Origin of the sequence: Klebsiella sp. B345 (genome assembly GCF_051131735.1) — a bacterium.
In the GTDB taxonomy this organism is placed as follows: domain Bacteria; phylum Pseudomonadota; class Gammaproteobacteria; order Enterobacterales; family Enterobacteriaceae; genus Klebsiella.
Genome location: NZ_CP180444.1, coordinates 153,660 through 172,527 on the forward strand (window position 1 = coordinate 153,660; position 18,868 = coordinate 172,527).

The following is an 18,868-nucleotide window of genomic DNA, read 5'->3' on the forward strand; positions in this document are numbered from 1 at the left end:
CCAGGTTTGTATTACAGTCTGCATGGTTTTACGTCAGCCAGGTTTCCGGGCTATCCCAAATCGCGTCACTGATGGCTCTAAAACGCAATTACTGACCATCAATATAGTGGTCAATAAACTAGGTGAATCCTGCAGACTTACTCATCTCTTAAAGTTGGTAATATTTAATGCTAAGGTTGCCAAGGTCTTAACTGCTACCGGCATGATCCGTTCATCGAAGTCAAACTTTTCGTTGTGATGTCCTGCACTCAAGTCGGTGCCAAAAATAACGTAGGAGGATTGTCCGCCAAGTGTTTTCACACGCTCCATCATGTAGGTTGCATCTTCTGAGCCCATCGCGGTTGCAAGACTTTCGATCACGGAGGTAAATTCAGGCAGGGTTTCAGCCTGACGGCGGATATAGTCAACCCAGGGAGCTGTTGGCTGTGAACTGACAGCACCTCCCATTAAGGCGATATCAAGTTCCACGCCATACATAGTTGCCGCGCCATGAAGAACCTGTTGTGCCTGCTGATAGACAAAATCGTTGACCTCATTACTGGTACCGCGCGTTTCGACTTTCATCCGTGCAAAATCGGCCACCACATTGCGGCCAATACCGGCCTGTAAAACCCCCACATTGATACGGATATCGCCACCGCTATGCTGTGACAAACAGTGCAGAGCCAGGCTAGCCTGTGCTGCCGCTAACAGTGCATTCCGCCCCTCTTCCGGACGAGCTCCGGCATGGGATGCAACACCACGGAAAGTGGCATCAAACTTGGTGGTTGCCATAAAACCGTGACAGCCACAGACTATCTCTCCCGCCGGAATGTCAGTCCCGATATGCATTGCTGTAAAGAAATCAACATCATCAACCACACCAGCGGCAACCATCGATTTCGCCCCTCGTGTTCCTTCTTCAGCTGGTTGGAAAATTAATTTGATTGTTCCACATAGCTCCGATTTTAACTTCATGAATACATGTGCCAATCCCAGACCGATAGCAGTGTGTCCGTCATGTCCGCAAGCATGCATCATCCCTGGATTGCACGACGCAAACCCTTCGCGGAAAGGGCGGTGTTCGTTATCCTGTTGCTCATTCTGATCAAGCGCATCCATATCAACACGATAGGCGATGACTGGGCCAGGACGACCGGTTTCAAGGTTGGCAACTATTCCGCAAAACCCCCCAGAGAAATGGGGTAGCCAGCGCGCCAGTGCCCCTTGCTGTAGTGCACGGGATTCTTGTTCTTTCAGCGTATCTTCTGAAGGTAAACCCATGCGAGCATCAGCATTAATGACCTGTTTGCCTAATTGTAGTTGATAGCCTAAACGGTTTAGCTCTTCGGCAACCAGAGTAGCAGTACGGAATTCCAGCCAGCCCGATTCAGCATATAAATGAAAATCACGGCGCCAGGCTAGTAGTCGCGGGAATATATCATCTACGATGGTGGTTAGTGTGCACATCAATCTACTCCTTTCGTTTAATACAATAAATAAACCGCTATTCACAGGTTATCCCGATGGGATACAGAGATAAAGGATGGTAGATTATGTACTAAAAATTTTGCCAAAACACAAAACACAAAACACAAAACACAAAACACAAAACACAAAACACAAAACACAAAACACAAAACTGAATAGTGTGCCCACTTAGTGAAAGTCGCACATAATTAAAAGCTCAGTTCTTATTTCCTGGTGAGCACACTATTTTATTGGTACGGATTACTTAACCATTCACATCATCAGAGAATATGATAAAAGAGCATCATAAAACGCTATCTAATGTAATAATGCCCCAAGTAAATTAGCATCATTATAAAACTTACAGGGAGCCAGCCTGGTACTAAAGACTTGTGATTTAAAATATTCATCCGATATTATCGACACTTTCGCCGATACTGTTTCAATAAACCAGGGGGCTTTTGATATTTCACCACCGAAACAGATCACTTCAGGGTTGTAGAAACAGATAATATTGATTGCCATAATGGCAATGTTGTATATCCACTTATCTACTGCCTGACGAGCGATAGCATCACCCGCTAGATATGCGACAATGATGGTCTCACTATCAGAGGTTTCGATCCCTGCCAGTTTACAATAAATGGTGATAAGACCACGAATGGATGACTGGTTACCAAGCTTTAATAACTGCTGGCTTTCGTCATGCCAGAAAGGAATAAAGTGGAATTCTCCGGCAAATCCATCAGCACCATAAATCACGCCATTTTCATCGCACAGACAGCCTCCTGTTCCGGTACCAATAATGATACAGGCCGAGCTTTTACTTTTCCTCGCATTACCCAGACGAAACTCACAGACACCTGCGGCTTTGGCATCATTAATTGCTTTAGTTGGCCGCGCGACTCGTGCTTCAATTTCCTGCCTGATTGAGGTGCCAAACATAATTTTTACATTGGGTGCAGCATAGGACCGGACACAACTTTCACTATCGATCAATCCAGGTGCACTGACGCCAATACGTTCGACATTGCCGATATCTTCAATATTGGCACATAGATAATCATAAAATTTATCTTTATTATCGAAAAGTCGTGTCGGTACTTTCCATTTTTTTACTATAGTATAATATTCATTAACTAGGGCATACTTGATATAAGTTCCACCTATATCAATAGCTAAATTATACATGCTAATTCCTCTGCAAGATCAAATACCCAGGTTGTCACCATTACTGTTAATGACTTTTTGGTACCAGAAGAAGGAATCTTTTCGGTAACGAGTCTGACTTCCATTACCTGCGTTATCCTGATCGACATAGATAAAACCATATCGTTTGGACATTTCAGAGGAACCACAGGAAATAATGTCAATCACGCCCCAAGAAGTATAACCAATCAGTTTAACCCCATCGGCAATTGCTTCGCGTATCTGGTCTATATGTTGACGATGGTAGTCGATGCGGTAATCATCATGGATTTTGTTATCAGCGGTTAAATTATCTTCAGCACCTAGGCCATTTTCGGTAATGAATAAAGGAATATGATAACGGTCATAAAGCTGGTTCAGTGTAATACGTAAACCAATGGGGTCAATCTGCCAGCCCCATTCAGACTCAGCCAGATAAGGATTACGGTTACCACGGATTAGGTTACCAAAACTTTTCTCAAGATTTCCTTCATGACTGGAAATAATCGACATGTAATAGCTGAAGGATAGGAAATCGACTTTGTAGGTAGCAAGAATCTCTTCATCCCCCGATTCAAAAACCAGCTCAACGTTTCTGTCTTTGAAATAGCGGCTCATATACTCAGGGTAGAAACCACGTACCATAATATCGCTATAATAGAAGTTATTATATTGATCATCATGGATCATTTTCATCACATCTTCTGGCTTACACGTCGCCGGATAGGTGGTGAAGCGGGCAATCATTCCGCCCATTTTCGCTGCTGGACAGATTTCACGTGCGGCTTTGATGGTCAGAGCGTTGGCTATAAACTGGTGATGCAGAGACTGGAAACAAGCTGCTTCGTAGTGCTCTTCACGGTCAAATACCAAGCCTACACCATTATAGGGGTTGAAGCGAGATGCATTCATTTCATTGAAGGGCACCCAATAATTCACCACATCTTTGTAACGCGCCAGAATAGTTCGGGCGTAGTGTTCAAAAAAACCGATAACCTTTCTATTTTTCCAGCCACCATAATTTTCTACTAGGTAGAGAGGCATCTCGTTATGATGCATGGTGATTAACAATTCCATGCCGTATTTGCGGCATTCAGAAAACAGACGGTCATAGAATTCCAGACCTTGCTCATTCGGCATCGTTTCATCACCCTGAGGGAAAATACGTGACCAGGCAATGGACGTACGGAAGACTTTACATCCCATTTCTGCTAATAGCGCAATGTCATCTTTGTACTGGTGATAAAAATCGATACCGAAGCGCTTCGGATAGACAATAAAATCTTCATTTGGATTGGCTAATGCTTGGGCAATTTTTTCACTGTTGACGCGTCGGTTTTTATAAATATCGGCTTTATCCATACGTGTATCAATGGAGGTGATATCCGCAATGGATAATCCCTTTCCGTCGATATCAAATGCGCCCTCAGCCTGGTTTGCGGCTATAGCCCCACCCCATAAAAAATTACGGGGAAAATTATGACTCATCCCTAACTCCTTTTATGATAAATGAAATGATTGTTCAATAGTGACATAAGAATAAAGTCGTTGTTGAACTCAACTCTTAGCGTAATTCATACATGACCACAATTCTATATTAGTGAAAAACATATGCATTGTAAGGGCATAACTTGACTTGTTTAAGGGGTAATTTTGACATTTCCGCTTCATTGCGACAGTGGTTGGGAACAATACATTTTTTGAAAAGTGGAGTGATCATTGCTCACAATCACGACACCAAAATCACGTTCTGCGCTCAGTTTTCGACGGATTTCATGTGGGGTGTGATGATATCGATCTTTAAACAAGCTAAGGAAAAACTTATAGTTAGAGAAGCCATTTTTTTCTGCCAGCAAGGTAATGCTAAGATCGGTATTTAACAGACCAATATATGCTTTATTCAGACGATAGTAATTAAGATAGCGACTGAAGGTTTCACCTGCATATTTCTTAAAAAACCGTGAAAAGTAAGTTGGGTCAACATGGATCAGTTGGCTACAATCTTCCAGAGTTATCCTTTCACTATAGTTTTCTTCAATAAAACGAATCACCTTATTAATTCTGACAATATGTTTTTCACTTTTTGCTGTTACTTCGGCTTTCTTCAAGATAACCCCCGAACTCACCAACTGATAAATAAAATCAAAAATCAGTGATTTTATCTTCAGGTCATAGCCCAGGGTTTTGTCTTCATGCAGCTCATCGAGTTGCAGGAATAAATGGACTAATTTAGCGCGGACATCTTTTTTGTCACCTATGGCGTCGATAAAACAGCGTGAAAAAATAAACTGTTGTTGATCAGCATACTGATTGAAGAAGTGCTCCGGGATTTGCAGTAGCAGTGCACTGGTATTTTCTTCAATACAGCGATGCCCATGAACTTCTCTCGGATTAATAAAGATCAGATCATCTGGTTGCAGTCGATGTTGATTACCATCAAGGTAGAAATCCATCGCACCACCGGTGACAAAAAGGCATTCAAAGCTATCGTGCCAATGCTTCGGACATGGGCGTCCGTGGTAATTAATCTTACGGTACTTCACTCCAAGCACGCGATCGAACTCGATAGGCTCATGTAAAAGTTCGCTCATACTACAACCCTCAACTCGTTGTTAACACATGTTTATGCCCAATAAGATACGGATTTCTAACCACGGACCCTACCACTATCTACTAATAAATAGCACAATGCAAACAGACATGTAACACAGCAAGATTGAGTACACATTTACACCAAGATATCAATATTACCCATAGTAATAGACAAAAAAAACCATTGTCTATATATATGGAAGATATTAAAAGTAGTAAGCCGGAAATAAATAAAGCTCTCATACAATCAATCAACAATATTGAAAAATAGGTAATACTAATGCTTTCCTATATAAGAAAATATCATGTATTGATCATTCTTATGGCTGGTTACACCACCATGTGGATTGATAAAAACCTTATATCTTTAGTCGCTATACCGCTCAGTGAGGAGTTTAATCTCACTAAAACCCAACTTGGAATGTTGATGAGTGCTTACTCATTAGGCTATGCGTTAGTCAGTCTGCCTGGAGGAATGTTATCAGACCGTTTTGGTTATAAAAAAGTCATTCTAGGATGTATGATTATCTCCGCTATCGTTTGCGCAGTGTTCCCCTTTGCTTCAGTCCTTATTCTATTTATTTTAATTCGTTTCTTACTTGGTGTTGGTCACGGTAGTATTCCTTCTTCTTCTGCCAAAGCTATTGCACTTAACTATGACAAAGATAAGCGTGTTATGGTGCAATCGGTCTGGTTTATGGGGGGGAGTGTTGGTGGGTTGATTTCGGCTTATGTGGGCTCGCGCATTATCGCCGTTGACTGGCACTATGCTTACTATTCTGTAGCCCTCTGTTATGCAATTTCAGCCGTATTAATCGTTCTGTTCCTTAAAAATATTCAGTCTGCGGAACAGAATCATCAAATACAGCAGAAGAAAAAATCGGAAGTTAAAAACAGCGGTGCACTATCATTACTGAAGAACAAAAATGTATTGGTCCTTTCTATCGGTGTTTTTGCCTTCAATATGGTACTGAACGGTTCTATATGGTTCCCGACCTTTCTGAAAGGTAAGTTTGATGTGGATCTGGTAACTATCGGTTCGATTCAGACAACTATCTTTTTCCTTACTATCGCCACACCACCGCTTTGCGGCTATCTGTCCAGTAAATTTTTTAACAACCGTGAATCGCTGTTTATTTTCTTAAGTGCGATTGTGTCAGCCTGCTGCTATGCCTCTTTCGCCATAACACATTCCCTGGCGTTAGTAGTGATTGCCTTTGGCATCTCGTCATTTACCTCTATGTTCACCTTTATTACCATTAAGAACTTACCTCACAAAATTATTCCTGAGGCGAATATCGGCACAACCATGGGATTAATAACTGCTATCTCTTCATTAGGGGGGTTTACTGCTCCTATTGTCCTTGGATATATCGTTGATAAATCAGGGAGCAGCTTTGATTATGCTTACTACGCTCTGGCAGCGCTGATATTAATTGGTGGGTTTATTTGTATGTTGTTTATTAATTCAAAAACAAACAATGAAGAAATGATCTAGCTAAAAAACATCACGCAAACACATTTCAAATACACGCTAGCGTGTATTTGAAAAATATCCCCTATAGATAATAATGTTGAGATATTATGAATATAATACCTATTACTAGGTTTAATTTACCTCGAACCATGTTATTTCCTCTGCTGGCCGTAATTACATGTACATCATTTAGCAGTGGTGCTGTTGATTTATATCGTAGTGATACGCAACAGTTAGAGCTTCATGGTCAAGGTATTTTTATCTGGAATAACCATGTCAGAACCTACGGCAAAAAAGCAGAGAGCCTGGGACATCGTTTGCGGTTAGTTTATAAATATCAGCTGAATGATGAATGGAGTGCTGGTTTTGATACCGAGTGGGCCTATGACCCATTCTATCATCAAGGTGAACTGGCACTTACAAAACGTTTCCTGTTTTATAAATTAGACAGTGACAAATGGGGTGAATTCCGCGTTGGTCAACAAAAATCGCTAATATTTACCATGGTAGGAACAACAACCGACCGTTATATCGGTTACGGTACGAAAGCACAGGGTACCTTCAACGGTTATGGCAATAATACCGTCCTTGGTTATGCTCGTCCTAATCGTTCAGTTGCCTGGTATTCACATAGTAAACCTGTTATTTTTGGTCTTATGTATGGATACGAGACGGGGCATATCAATTATGGTGAAGCTGAACACCAAACGACCGAAGAGTATTTAGGACGAAAACGTAATTACTTCCTCCAGGCTGGCAGTGTCTGGCAAGTTGATAAAGACTGGGCACTACGTACGGCCTATGGTTATACGAATATTACCACAGCAACAAGTGATGGCTACGGTGAAAGTAATACAGTTCATCCCAATGTTAATGGATGGCTTGCTGGTGTGACTTATGACAAAGCACCCTGGTATCATGCAGTTGTTTACGGTGAATTCAGAAACTTAAACTCCATCTCTACCAGCAATTCTAGATATAAGAATGCACGTGGCCTCGAATCCTATAGCGGATACACATTTAATGATGTCTCCCCTATAGGATTTTTCAAGGTCTACGGCGGAATTAATCACTTTGAAGATAAAGATAGTTCAGGGCGAATCTCATATCTGTTAAGTGGCGTGGCATTGATTACGCTGAAAGACCATTTAGCCATTGCACTGGAAAAGAAAATGGACTATTCACGGACTAAAAGTGGCAAAGAAAATGGGACTGATGATTATCAGTTGACTGCAAAATATTATTTTTAATCCCAATGATAAATTCTGATGTGTAACTTGATATAATTGCATGCCTTTTTTCTTTTGATGCATTGAGTTATATGACAAGCTGTTGATTGGCGGAGGATAGCCTGTGCTCCGCAATCCCGGCTTGTCTTTTTTAAGATCTGATCCTTTCGCGATGACGGTTACCCATACCCAATGGACCAGATTCACGGTAACGCGACATAATAAGTTAGCATTGGCGATCTGATAGGGGTCAGTTTGGAGACCGGAAATTTTTGTACGTCAAGCGCATTATTTAACCAATCCCGATGCGTAACGGATTGATTTTACGTCAAGGGTTAATCAACCGTGGCTCCATTACTTTTTGGCTAGATGAAGAGGCGATTAAGTCGTGGTATGATACATCCTCGCCTTCAGCACGCGGAAGACTCCAGCGCCATTCTGACCTTGCCATCACTACCGTTCTGGTGATTTAACGCGCATTCCGTCTGACCCTGCGGGCCGCGCAGGGCTTCATTGATTCCAATTTTTTCCTGATGTGTGTTCCGCTTCGCAGTCCGGATTACAGCAGCGTCAGTAAGCCGGAATAATCGGTCAGTGTCACTTTTAAAGCGACCTCCGGGGTTGATATTGTGTATCTGGTGATTGATTCCACCGGTCTGAAAGCCTTCGGTGAAGGCGAATGGAAAGTCAGAAAGCACCGCAAAGAGCGACGCTGTATATGGCGGAAACTGCATCTGGCCGTTGATGCGAAGACGCACGACATCATCTTCGCTGACCTGTCGCTTAACAACGTGAGGGACTCAGAGGCGTTCCCCGGGTTAATCCGGCAGGCCCACCGGAAAATCAGGTCAGCCGCTGCCGACGGCTCTTACGAAATCCGGTTATGTCACGATGAACTGCGCCGTAAGAAATCAGTGCCCTTATCTAACCTATCAGCATGTGGGTTGCGGGGCAGAATTCAGAAGCTTTCAGCACCACTGTGTTGCCACAGGCAAGGGGGGGGGCCAGTGCCCGTACGGCCAGGATCACAGGTGAATACCAGGGAGCTATACCCAATACAACTCCACATGGGGTACGCACTCTCATCATCAGCGCATTATCGAGGTCGGAGGCAATCACATCGCCACGTATCCTGGTGGTTAATGCAGCGGACTCTCGCAGGAGATTGGCTGCATAGGCCGCGTTGAAGCCCATCCAGTCAGGGGTAGCGCCGATTTCCTCCATCCCTAATTTGATAAATTCTGGGATACGAGCTTCCAGTGCATCTGCTGCCCTGAGCAGCCGGGCTCGTCTTGCGGTCGGTCCCATAACCGACCAGACATTCGTATCAGCCAGACTGGCTGCAGCTGCCCGTGTTACTACTTCTCCAGTCCAGGGGCTGCATCGTTCAAAAGTTCGGCCATCAGTGGCAGCGCGAAGTGTACCGCTGATAAGTAAATTAATGTGATTCATGGGAGGACCTCAACGAGTCAGGGAACAGAGTATGTGGAGAACTTCTTCGGCGACACGCTCACCAGATTGCAGCGCGCCTTCCATATAACTGCTCCATTCGGTGGCGGTTTCAGTACCGGTCCAATGGATCCGGTTGATCGGAGCACGTACTGCCTGTCCATAAGAGGTCCAGGCACCTGGTGGCAGGTATCAGTGTGAGTTTCTGGAACAACATCACCGTTTTCTTCTTTCGGACTTAGCTCATCAGAAATTGGGAATCACGACTGACTTGTGGCTAGGTAGACGTTCTGGGTAAGGGAAGGACATAATGCGTCATAAAATACTTTGGGGTCAGACATCCCGTTATTGACCTGAGCCCAGGATTAGACAAGACCTTCAGGTAGTAATGTCGGTTGGAGTAAATTGATAATTTCGGCGCCAATAAGATTTTTATTGAAAATAAAACTCATTCTCATTAATTTGTATAATTAGCATTCTTTCAGCCACGTCTAATTCGGCAGTTTCAATGAATGATTTTACCCTTCCTGTCAAAGTATTAGTGGTCGATGATCACCGTAAAATTCGCGAGCCGCTTGCTGCATGGCTGCGGCGTCAGCGTCTCAATGTCATCACGGCTGATAATGCCACTTCAATGTGGTCAATGCTGCGTTCAAACACCTTCAACCTGATCGTTCTGGATGTCATGCTGCCTGACGGTGATGGCATGTTGCTTTGCCAACAGATTCAGCGCAAATACAAAACGCCAGTCATCCTTCTTACGGCGAAGGACGCGCTTGACGACCGCATCAGTGGGCTGGAGATGGGGGCTGATGATTACGTGGTAAAGCCATTTGAACCGCGTGAGCTACTTGCTCGCATTCATACCGTGCTGAGGCGTGCCCGGGGAACGGATGAGCCACAGCATGCTGCTCACCAATGGCACGATCGTACGATGAACTTTTCCGGGTTGAACTACAGGCCAGTCAGCGGCACGGTCACCAATCCACAGGGAATAACGCTGAAGCTGAGTACTGTGGAAGCGAGGCTCCTGACTGCTTTTCTCTCCAGCCCAGGGGCTGTACTCAGCCGGGAAGTGCTGATGGATCGCTGCATAACGCCCGGAAATGAGGTTTATGACCGGGCAATCGATCGACAGGTCAGCCGTCTACGAAACCGCCTACAACTGCTGCTTCCGGGCGTTGTTCTGCTGGATACGGTCTGGGGAGAGGGTTACCGTTTGGTTTCGCAAGTTGAGGCCCGCGACGAATGCCTCAGCTAAAACGCTTGCTGCCGCAGAGAATGATGAGCCAGCTTAGTTTGCTGATGGTTTCGGCAATTGTGATTGCCAATCTGCTCGCCGTTGGCGGCCTTCAGCTGATCGGTAATTTGCTCTCTCCCGCCACGCGTAATCTGGCTGTGGAGCGTATTGAACTGGCATATCTTGCTAGCCAACTGACTGCAGTTGATACGTTACATATTCTTCGTGAGGATGGTGCCAGATTCTGGATTGCAGATCATGCTGAAGTGGCGCCTTTCCACATGCGACGTGAAGAACGGCGCTTGCGTGATGCCATTTTGAAATTGAAGGGATTTACGCCGGACATGCAGGTGACGTTTCAGCTCGAGCGTTCCAATGGTGGGCCGGCGCGCTGGCATCTCTTTAGCACGGAAAATAGCGACCCTTTAAGGCTGCGATCGACGCTCTCTTTGCCTGACGGGACTTATCTGAACGGCATACAACCGCTTGATCCGGCATATGCATGGATACAGCTGCTCTCACTGTCACTGGTTATCATGACGGTACCACTGATCCTACTGAGTCTTTACTTCACTCACCGTGTTGTCAGGCCGATTCAGCGACTTGCCGCTGCCACTGATGCCCTTAGTCGGGGAGACTGGACCGGTAGTCTACCTCTCATTGGCCCGCGGGAATCGAAAGATCTGACGGGTAGCTTTAATCTGATGCAGCAACGTCTTGCCCGACATCTGGAAGGCAAGACCCGTATGCTGGCCTCAATGAGCCATGACTTCAATACGCCGCTGACAGAACTGCGCCTGCAGATAGAACTCATGGACGCCGGAGAGACTCGTGATGACATGCTGGAAAGTCTCACTGAATTGCAGAGTATGGTCAGTGAAACGCTGAACTTTATCCGTGATGAAACGCCGCAGGAGAAAACCTACAGCTGTAATCTGAGCAAGTTACTGAGCGATCTGACGCATCGTTATTGTCAAAAAGGCGAGTCAGTCAACTGGCAGGGAGAGGTAGAGATTACGATCAATTGCAGACCGCTGGCGATAAAACGGGTACTAAGTAATCTTATTGAGAACGCATTGAGCTATGCAGGCGAGGCATCTGTCATACTCACAACCGAGAGCAACAAGATAAGGATAGATATTCTGGACAACGGTCCTGGTATCCCTGAGAAACAGCTTGAGCAGGTCTTCGAACCCTTCGTTCGATTGAATGATAATCGTGTCGCCCGATACCACTTTGGCGTCGGGCTGGGTTTAGGTTTATCGATTGCCCGTGCTTGCGTCCATGCCCATGGCGGCGAGCTGAGCCTGAAAAATCGCTCGCCCACCGGTTTATGTGCAACGATTTTACTGCCAGGACCAATCAGAAGCTGAGTGTCACGCCCCCCCAGAAGGTTCTACCGTAGTTGACCGTACCGTAGGTTTCATCGTTCAGACGCTTATCGCCAATGTTGTAAATCGCGCCATTGAGAGCCAGATTCTGGCTAAGCTGATGAGACACGCCAGCATCTGCCGTGAGGTAATCGGGAGCCGATTCAGCGGTAACGGAGGTCCCGTACTCTTTACCGTAATAGTTAGCCGCTGCCCAAAACTGCGTTTGTCCCGTGTAATCCCATTCGCTGCGCAGGCTGGCTTTATGCTTAGCAGTTAAAGCAAGAGGTGCCCCCTTATTGCTGCCGCTTTTCTGTTCTGAATCCAGGAAGGTATAGTTAGCCTTTAACGATAGCTCAGGCGTTATCTCCCAGTTGCCGGTTAATTCCGCACCTCTGATGATCGCTTTATCGATATTGATACGCTCCATCACGATATAACCGTTCCAGCGGCGATCTGTCGTTATAGTGGAAAGCTTATCCTTGAAGTCGTTGTAGAAGAGCGTAGCGCTGGCAGATAGATCGTCACGATTCGACCACATTGCGGAAAGCTCGTAATTGGTACTGCTTTCAGGCTTCAGATTGGGATTACCGAGCATAGCCCAGGTATTGCGGCGCAGTACCGCGTAATCTTCAATTACCGCGCGAATTTCCGGGGCCTTGAAGCCTCGTGCGACGCCACCTTTCAGGGTCCACTCATCACTCACATACCAAACGCCATATAAGCGCGGGCTGTAGTGATTGCCGTATTGTTCGTGATTATCAAGGCGTAATCCACCAGTGAGTGAGAACGATTCAGCGAGCCGCCATTCGTCTTCGATGAACAGAGCTCGTTGCACCACGCTATAGCGATGATCCTGGCGTGTACCATCTCCCTGGTTCCAGTCTTTTAGCTCATTTTCCTGCCACTGTCCGCCCAGCGTGGCGGTATGGTACATGGTCGGCACGATCAGTTTTGCATCCAGAACGCTATTTTTGATGGTGGGTTTACGGCCGTAAATGTCACTTTGCGAAGTGCTGGCTAATCCTTCACGGCTGGTTTTTTCCTGAGCAAAAGAAACCGTCGATGTCCCCCAGTACCAGTGGCCGTCGTAGCTGACAGACCAGTGATCGCGATTATTTTTTTGTTCACGCGTCGCCCAGTTTGCACTCTCGCCGTCACCGTTCTTCAGGCGACTGATGCCGCCTTCAAGCTGCAACTCCTGATTATCGGTTGGCGCGAATGACAGCCTCCCGGTTACGTTTTTATGATCTGCTTTACTGAAGCCATTCGTGTTCTGTACATCATCATCGGCCTGACGATCCAGATAGTTTCCCCATAGCTGTAAGCCCAGCTTGTCATCGGCCAGGGGACCCGCCAGGTAAAACTGCGTGTTTGCCGCATTGCCCTGGTCGTCATGCTGGCGAGCAGCATAGTCCCAGGAGAGCGACCCGCCCCACTGCTTATTGACCTTACGGGTAATGATATTGATGACTCCGCCAATCGCATCTGACCCGTAAAGCGATGACATTGGACCACGAATTACTTCAATACGTTCGATGGCGGCCGCTGGTGGGATAAAACTCTGCTCATAGCCTGCATTGCCATTCACCCGGGAATCGCGACCACTCTGGCGCTTTCCGTCAACAAGGATCAGCGTGTAATCTCCCGGCATGCCGCGAATGGAGATGTCATTTTCATTGGCACCGCCGATGATGGCTACACCTTCAACATCACGAACGGCATCAGCCAAGTTTTGGATAGAACGTTTACGAAGATCCTCGCCTGAAATCACGGTCACTGACGCTGGTGCATCTTCCAGGCGCTGTTCAAATCCGGATGCTGTGACCACCATCGTCTCTGACTCTGCTGCGCTGGCCGCTGAGGTGAATAGCAGGATAAGACTGGCTAATTCAGTTTGTTTAAATTTAATAGTTGAGTTGTTCATGAGTGATTAACGCCCTAAATAAAAACGCTAATACTAATCATTCTCATCTATTGAGGTTGGACAAAGTTAGACAGATAAGTGAGCTCGGGACCAATGATGACCAGCGTATGCTACCGAAGATTACCAGGAAGTACTGAGGGCAATTTATTGGAACAGTTTTAACTGTATTGTATAGGCGAACAACACTATACACCTGCTTGTTGTAACACTGTTAATAGAGCTTCGGATGACCAACTCTAAATTGGTTCATGCATCTGGCCGTTAACAATGGCCGCTTTTGGCTGTGAGTTCAACGGGTCGATGCAACGCTATCCTTAATCTAGGGGGGACGTTGCCATGAAACGAAGAACTCGCATTTACTACACGCCAGAACAGAAAACGATTATCTGGGACAGGTACAAGCAAGGTGATTCCCTGCATGATATCGCCAGAATTTTCGACAGATATCATTCTTCTATCATGCCCACTATCCACCAGACTGGTGGATACCGTCCCCCTGTCCGAAAGCGACACCGGTTAGCACTTTCGCTTGATGAAAGGGAAGAGATATCCAGAGGGCTGGTAGCAAAACGTAGCATCAGGGACATCGCGGCCAAATTATCAAGAGCTCCCTCAACGATTAGCCGTGAGGTCAAGAGGCACGGAGGTGTAAAACACTATCGTGCAGCAAAAGCGTATGCTGCTGCGTGGGAAAGTGCCCTGAGACCAAAGCCTTGCAAGCTAATTGAAAGCCCCGCATTGTGTAAAATCATTGCAGAGAAGATGCATCAGGGCTGGTCACCGGAACAAATCGCCGGCTGGCTAAAACGCTGTTATCCGGATAACCAGGAAATGCATGTGTCACACGAAGCGATTTATAAAACGCTTTTTATACAAACCCGGGGTGCATTAAAAAAAGAACTACAGCAATGCCTCAGAAGTGGAAGAGCGGTGCGTAGATCCAGAACGTCATCACTTAAAGGGAAAGGATTAGGGTCAATCCCGGATGCGATACCTATCAGCGAAAGGCCGCCTGAAGCCACAGACAGAGCCATACCAGGTCACTGGGAAGGTGACCTGATCCAGGGCTCAAAAAACTCCTATATCGTCACCCTCGTAGAACGTCATTCTCGCTTTGTTATGCTGGCTAAAATCAGGGACAACAAGACCATAACGGTAATATCTGCACTCATCAGACAAGCCCGGGAATTACCTGCCGAGCTTTATAAAACATTAACATGGGATCGGGGGGCTGAGATGACCAGCCACAGGCGATTTACTGTAGCGACAGACATTCAGATTTACTTCTGTGATCCTCAATCCCCCTGGCAACGTGGATCAAATGAAAATACGAACAGATTGCTCAGACAGTATTTTCCAAAAGGAACTGACTTATCGGTTCACAGCCAGCAAAGACTAAACAGTGTTGCCAGACAGCTCAACGAGAGACCAAGAAAAACACTAAACTATGAATCACCCGCAGAGCGGTTCAACCAGTGTGTTGCATCCATCAGTTGAACTCACAGCACCAAGCGGACAAGTTTACTAGGTTGGAGCTCCGCTGTGAGTGAGGACCGGAAGTTCGCTGTAGCTATTACCGCTGGAGATTATCTGGAAAAGGATGGCATCCATGTTATAACTCCTGCAGCGTGAGGGTAATAACACTGATCATCTCGCGTATACGCTGTTCGCATCGACGGTAGTAAGTCCATTTACCCACTTTGCTGGCTTCAAGCAGACCCGCATCATGAAGACTTTTAAGGCATAATGAGGTGGCGGGTTGCGATAAACCCGCCTTGTCTTGGATGAGACTGGCACAGACGCCATATTGTTCGAATGGAAAGAGCTGAGAATAATCTATAAACGCTTCTTCAGGGTTTTTTAACCACTTCAGCACAGCAACTCGGGTGGGGTTGGCCAGTAACTTAATGGCATTTTCCGGTGACATGCCGCCTCACAAACATCAGGAAGAATAAACAGGATAATCAGTATACCCTTTCTCAGTACCACCATACAGAGAGGATTGGTCCACGTTATTTAACGGATAACCTGCCTTGATCCGATCTGGTAGATCCGGGTTAGCGATAAAAGAACGACCAAAGCCAAACAAATCACCCCAGCCTTTTTCCAGAATACGTTCGGCTTTTTCCTGAGTATAACGACCAGAATACATAATGGGAGACTGGAAAGTTTCACGAAGTGCAACTCGGAAACTCTCTGGCATCTCTGGGCTATTATCCCAGTCAGCTTCTGCGATTGACAGATAGCCTACTTCAAGCTCGTTCAGAACTTCTGCTGCACGGATGTAAGTAGTATGAGGATCGCTTTCAACCAGTCCCAGGTAAACCCGTTCCTCATCTGTGCTCGAAAACAAGGGGGCAAAACGTACGCCGACGCGATGGCTACCAAACACCGAACTGACTGCCTCGGTTACTTCGCGCAGGAAACGCAGTCGATTATCAAGTGAGCCGCCATATTCATCGTTACGGAAGTTAGTATGTTCAGAAATAAACTGGTTGATCAGATATCCATTAGCGGAGTGTAGCTCAACACCATCAAAACCCGCCTTTTTGGCATTTTCTGCTGCGATACGATAAAGCTCTACCATCTCTTTCACCTCCTGAGTCGAGAGTTCTCGTGGTTCACTGGGAGCAGTCAGCATACCGACTCCGGGTCCTGTTTCAATAAATACTCTTACACCGGTTGCAGCCACGACTGAAGGAGCGACGGGTGATTGCATCCCGGGTTGAAGAGTATTATGTGACACGCGACCGACATGCCAGAGCTGGCAAAAAATTGTACCGCCTTCCTGATGGACGGCATCAGTCACTTTTTTCCAGCCAGCGATCTGCGCTTCACTGTGGATCCCTGGAGTCCAGGCATATCCCTGACCACGAGGCTCAATCTGCGTACCTTCCGTGATCATAAAGCCCGCGCTGACACGCTGTCGATAGTACTCCATCATCAGATCATTGGGGATATTTCCCGGCTGATTGCTGCGGCAGCGGGTCAATGGAGGAAGAGCAATACGGTTGCGTAGCTGGAGGTCGCCAAGGGTTAAGGGGCTAAAAAGTGATGACATAACAAACATCCTTTGATGTGATAAAGTAGTGACATTGTATTTATACATTTAAATATGTAAATGTGTATTTTGTGCTGTTATCCTTCATTCATTGCCGATGTTTTTGCTTCAGAAACGATTTCAAACAGTGTATGTGAGACAGGGTCAGCATGCGAATATGCAGTTGAACGGACATTACACCTTTGTCACCAACGATGAAATTATTGACCTGGATATGCTGGTTACCGGGTTGAAACTGCGGTAACGGAAAAATCTGGGGTTCCGGCGTAGAACCCCAAAGACATGGACAGCGAACATCAAAAGAAAAAACAGCATGTTACCTGATGACTCCTTAATGCGGCAGAGCCTCATCAGCTGAAATCGGGAACATTTCATCCTGGGAATCACTTTTAAAAAATGAACTCAACGCGTTAGCCCACATATCGCGAGCGACATCGTTCTGCTCATCTCTCAATGCCAGCCTAGCCTGCGATCTGTATGACTGACCCTGCGAGTTATGCTTATTGTGTCGTTGAAAACGATAGCTAGTAGGTTCCAGCTACTGAGGAGTGAAAAGCGCGCATAGCACTAGTCCGGGTTGCACCCAAAGATTCGTTTCCCTGCTTAAGTTGAAGAGGCATTTCACTTAGTGAGCAAATCAGAGAATGCAAATGGCTCTACTGATGATTCTCCCTGTTCGTTTTTCTCTCAAGCTTATGGTCAAGAAGATGACTGCAAGTAAGGGGAAATAATATCATGAACTAACCTAACCAACTGTTATATATGTAATTTAAGACAGTTTTATTTTTTTGTTCTTTAAACTTACACTAAATTGAAATATATATCTTTTTTTAAATAAAAGAAACAAAAATAGCTCTTTTATACCAAATTATCTCCAAGCCGCAATTGAGAATGATAATCACTTGACTATGTCTGAATAATTTATAATAAGTAGATTGATTACTACAAATAAATGGAGGTCAGAATGAGTGTTGTAAAGAAAGACAAATATGAAAGCATCGATAAAAAGAATTCTCAAGTGTATTCTGAAAACATTATCGCATTCAAAGTAAATGGTAAAGCAAGCCTTTTAACGAAGGGAGGGGATGGCGGTATTCCAGAATATTTTTCAAACGGTGAAGGTCCTGTAGATGCGAGTCAAGGTAATCGATACGGTTGATTTTTGTAATGTGTTTTTTGACAACTAATGCAATCGTAATAAAAAAAGGCTGAAAATAATATTTGGCCTTTTATTACAAGGATATTGAATGTTAAGATTTGCAAGGTATAAAAAAGATGTCATAATGTTAGATGTTGTTAAAGATGAATTTACCATCATAAAAAACAACTCTGCGGCTGATGAAATATTCAATAGTGCATCCGAGTACCTGGGGTTAATTACTAAAAACAATCTTGAAAATACAGGGAGTTATCTTATATGTGCAAAAAAAAATGAGTGTTCATATGGTGGCTTTCTTGAGGAACGGTGGTTTACACCTCAACCAGATGTAAAGGGTTTAATTAAATTAGATTTATTAATTTGCATTATGGAGCTAAAATTTCGCATTAAAGAAATTGAAAGTCAAGGCCTGATTGGTGTTGTCGCAGGGTTAAATAAAACAAGGAAAAAAGCAAAAAAAAGAAATGTATCCATCAAGGAATTAACCGAAAAGTACAAAGCTTATCTACGGATAATTTTCCCATTAATATCGAAAAATAGTAATTGTTTATCATACTCATATTTTTTAGCTGATAAGCTCAATCAGTTTTTTATTCCGGCCGTTGTGGTTATTGGGGTAAGAACGCAGCCGTTTTATAGCCATGCATGGGTCGAAGTTGATGGTGTGATTATAAACGATGAGCCTGATTTAAGGGAGAGGTTGTCAGTGATATTAGTTGTTTAAAAA

Annotated in this window: 15 protein-coding genes and 2 pseudogenes; 8 read left to right on the top strand and 9 right to left on the bottom strand. The window is 45.0% G+C overall.

Translation table 11 applies throughout. The features are described from left to right. Positions 1-141: 141 nt before the first annotated feature. The 4 genes from ACMYSO_RS25785 to ACMYSO_RS25800 all read right to left on the bottom strand — a co-directional run bounded on the left by ACMYSO_RS25785 (position 142) and on the right by ACMYSO_RS25800 (position 5,228). Complete coding sequence (locus tag ACMYSO_RS25785; RefSeq protein WP_434670994.1) at positions 142-1,449, bottom strand: M20 family metallo-hydrolase; 1,308 nt, start codon at positions 1,447-1,449, stop codon at positions 142-144. 318 nt (positions 1,450-1,767) lie between these two features. Beyond that, positions 1,768-2,640 carry an ROK family protein gene (locus ACMYSO_RS25790; RefSeq protein ID WP_434670995.1) on the bottom strand — a complete coding sequence of 291 codons (873 nt, stop codon included), beginning with the start codon at positions 2,638-2,640 and terminating at the stop codon, positions 1,768-1,770. An 18-nt stretch (positions 2,641-2,658) separates the two neighbouring features. Next, entirely contained in the window at positions 2,659-4,125 is a 1,467-nt protein-coding gene (locus ACMYSO_RS25795; RefSeq protein WP_434670996.1) for a glycoside hydrolase family 1 protein, read from the bottom strand. 179 nt (positions 4,126-4,304) lie between these two features. Next, on the bottom strand, positions 4,305-5,228 hold the full coding sequence (locus tag ACMYSO_RS25800; protein WP_434670997.1) for an AraC family transcriptional regulator: 924 nt from the start codon (positions 5,226-5,228) through the stop codon (positions 4,305-4,307). Between the two features lie 323 nt (positions 5,229-5,551). Here ACMYSO_RS25800 and ACMYSO_RS25805 point away from each other — a divergent pair, with 323 nt between their 5' ends. From ACMYSO_RS25805 to ACMYSO_RS25815, 3 genes and pseudogenes are all read left to right on the top strand, one after another. Further along, the gene (locus ACMYSO_RS25805) at positions 5,552-6,727 is read left to right on the top strand and encodes an MFS transporter (protein WP_434670998.1); all 1,176 of its coding nucleotides are present in this window, start codon (positions 5,552-5,554) and stop codon (positions 6,725-6,727) included. Between the two features lie 86 nt (positions 6,728-6,813). After that, positions 6,814-7,956 (top strand): porin, encoded by a 1,143-nt coding sequence (locus ACMYSO_RS25810; protein ID WP_434670999.1) that lies wholly within the window; start codon positions 6,814-6,816, stop codon positions 7,954-7,956. Between the two features lie 284 nt (positions 7,957-8,240). Further along, positions 8,241-8,846 (top strand): annotated as a pseudogene (locus ACMYSO_RS25815) (IS5 family transposase); the annotation flags it as partial. 16 nt (positions 8,847-8,862) lie between these two features. Here the strand turns inward: ACMYSO_RS25815 and ACMYSO_RS25820 are convergent. Together ACMYSO_RS25820 and ACMYSO_RS25825 are read right to left on the bottom strand one after the other, a co-directional pair. Further along, a pseudogene (locus ACMYSO_RS25820) lies at positions 8,863-9,387 on the bottom strand (aldehyde dehydrogenase family protein); the annotation flags it as partial. 9 nt (positions 9,388-9,396) lie between these two features. Continuing rightward, the gene (locus ACMYSO_RS25825; RefSeq protein WP_434671045.1) at positions 9,397-9,573 is read right to left on the bottom strand and encodes an FAD-dependent oxidoreductase; all 177 of its coding nucleotides are present in this window, start codon (positions 9,571-9,573) and stop codon (positions 9,397-9,399) included. Between the two features lie 319 nt (positions 9,574-9,892). Between ACMYSO_RS25825 and ACMYSO_RS25830 the strand changes: the two genes are divergently transcribed. Both ACMYSO_RS25830 and ACMYSO_RS25835 read left to right on the top strand, forming a co-directional pair. Continuing rightward, positions 9,893-10,645, top strand: a complete 753-nt coding sequence (locus ACMYSO_RS25830; protein ID WP_434671000.1) for a response regulator transcription factor — start codon at positions 9,893-9,895, stop codon at positions 10,643-10,645. Beyond that, positions 10,633-11,997: an ATP-binding protein gene (locus tag ACMYSO_RS25835; protein ID WP_434671001.1), complete on the top strand. Its 1,365-nt coding sequence runs from the start codon at positions 10,633-10,635 to the stop codon at positions 11,995-11,997. The genes ACMYSO_RS25830 and ACMYSO_RS25835 overlap by 13 nt, the downstream gene beginning before the upstream one ends. Here the strand turns inward: ACMYSO_RS25835 and ACMYSO_RS25840 are convergent. Continuing rightward, positions 11,987-13,921 carry a TonB-dependent receptor domain-containing protein gene (locus ACMYSO_RS25840; RefSeq protein WP_434671002.1) on the bottom strand — a complete coding sequence of 645 codons (1,935 nt, stop codon included), beginning with the start codon at positions 13,919-13,921 and terminating at the stop codon, positions 11,987-11,989. The two genes, ACMYSO_RS25835 and ACMYSO_RS25840, sit on opposite strands and share 11 nt — an antisense overlap. Before the next feature lie 336 nt (positions 13,922-14,257). On the opposite strand from ACMYSO_RS25840, the gene ACMYSO_RS25845 reads away from it, so the two are divergent. Beyond that, positions 14,258-15,418: an IS30 family transposase gene (locus ACMYSO_RS25845; protein WP_434671003.1), complete on the top strand. Its 1,161-nt coding sequence runs from the start codon at positions 14,258-14,260 to the stop codon at positions 15,416-15,418. A 115-nt stretch (positions 15,419-15,533) separates the two neighbouring features. Here ACMYSO_RS25845 and ACMYSO_RS25850 read toward each other — a convergent pair whose 3' ends face one another. Together ACMYSO_RS25850 and ACMYSO_RS25855 are read right to left on the bottom strand one after the other, a co-directional pair. Then, positions 15,534-15,848 (bottom strand): ArsR/SmtB family transcription factor, encoded by a 315-nt coding sequence (locus ACMYSO_RS25850; protein ID WP_434671004.1) that lies wholly within the window; start codon positions 15,846-15,848, stop codon positions 15,534-15,536. A 15-nt stretch (positions 15,849-15,863) separates the two neighbouring features. Further along, a complete protein-coding gene (locus ACMYSO_RS25855; RefSeq protein ID WP_434671005.1) occupies positions 15,864-16,982 on the bottom strand; it encodes an alkene reductase in 1,119 nt (372 codons plus the stop codon). A 964-nt stretch (positions 16,983-17,946) separates the two neighbouring features. Here ACMYSO_RS25855 and ACMYSO_RS25860 point away from each other — a divergent pair. Then, positions 17,947-18,141 carry an acinetodin/klebsidin/J25 family lasso peptide gene (locus ACMYSO_RS25860; protein WP_434671006.1) on the top strand — a complete coding sequence of 65 codons (195 nt, stop codon included), beginning with the start codon at positions 17,947-17,949 and terminating at the stop codon, positions 18,139-18,141. Between the two features lie 88 nt (positions 18,142-18,229). Next, positions 18,230-18,865 (top strand): lasso peptide biosynthesis B2 protein, encoded by a 636-nt coding sequence (locus ACMYSO_RS25865; protein ID WP_434671007.1) that lies wholly within the window; start codon positions 18,230-18,232, stop codon positions 18,863-18,865. The last annotated feature ends 3 nt before the right edge of the window (positions 18,866-18,868 follow it).

Excerpts from the sequence above, each read along its gene's own strand:
- ACMYSO_RS25785 (WP_434670994.1), bottom strand. The coding sequence starts at position 1,449 with ATGTGCACACTAACCACCATCGTAGATGATATATTCCCGCGACTACTA.
- ACMYSO_RS25790 (WP_434670995.1), bottom strand. The coding sequence starts at position 2,640 with ATGTATAATTTAGCTATTGATATAGGTGGAACTTATATCAAGTATGCC.
- ACMYSO_RS25795 (WP_434670996.1), bottom strand. The coding sequence starts at position 4,125 with ATGAGTCATAATTTTCCCCGTAATTTTTTATGGGGTGGGGCTATAGCC.
- ACMYSO_RS25800 (WP_434670997.1), bottom strand. The coding sequence starts at position 5,228 with ATGAGCGAACTTTTACATGAGCCTATCGAGTTCGATCGCGTGCTTGGA.
- ACMYSO_RS25805 (WP_434670998.1), top strand. The coding sequence starts at position 5,552 with ATGGCTGGTTACACCACCATGTGGATTGATAAAAACCTTATATCTTTA.
- ACMYSO_RS25810 (WP_434670999.1), top strand. The coding sequence starts at position 6,814 with ATGAATATAATACCTATTACTAGGTTTAATTTACCTCGAACCATGTTA.
- ACMYSO_RS25830 (WP_434671000.1), top strand. The coding sequence starts at position 9,893 with ATGAATGATTTTACCCTTCCTGTCAAAGTATTAGTGGTCGATGATCAC.
- ACMYSO_RS25835 (WP_434671001.1), top strand. The coding sequence starts at position 10,633 with ATGCCTCAGCTAAAACGCTTGCTGCCGCAGAGAATGATGAGCCAGCTT.
- ACMYSO_RS25840 (WP_434671002.1), bottom strand. The coding sequence starts at position 13,921 with ATGAACAACTCAACTATTAAATTTAAACAAACTGAATTAGCCAGTCTT.
- ACMYSO_RS25845 (WP_434671003.1), top strand. The coding sequence starts at position 14,258 with ATGAAACGAAGAACTCGCATTTACTACACGCCAGAACAGAAAACGATT.
- ACMYSO_RS25850 (WP_434671004.1), bottom strand. The coding sequence starts at position 15,848 with ATGTCACCGGAAAATGCCATTAAGTTACTGGCCAACCCCACCCGAGTT.
- ACMYSO_RS25855 (WP_434671005.1), bottom strand. The coding sequence starts at position 16,982 with ATGTCATCACTTTTTAGCCCCTTAACCCTTGGCGACCTCCAGCTACGC.
- ACMYSO_RS25860 (WP_434671006.1), top strand. The coding sequence starts at position 17,947 with ATGAGTGTTGTAAAGAAAGACAAATATGAAAGCATCGATAAAAAGAAT.
- ACMYSO_RS25865 (WP_434671007.1), top strand. The coding sequence starts at position 18,230 with ATGTTAAGATTTGCAAGGTATAAAAAAGATGTCATAATGTTAGATGTT.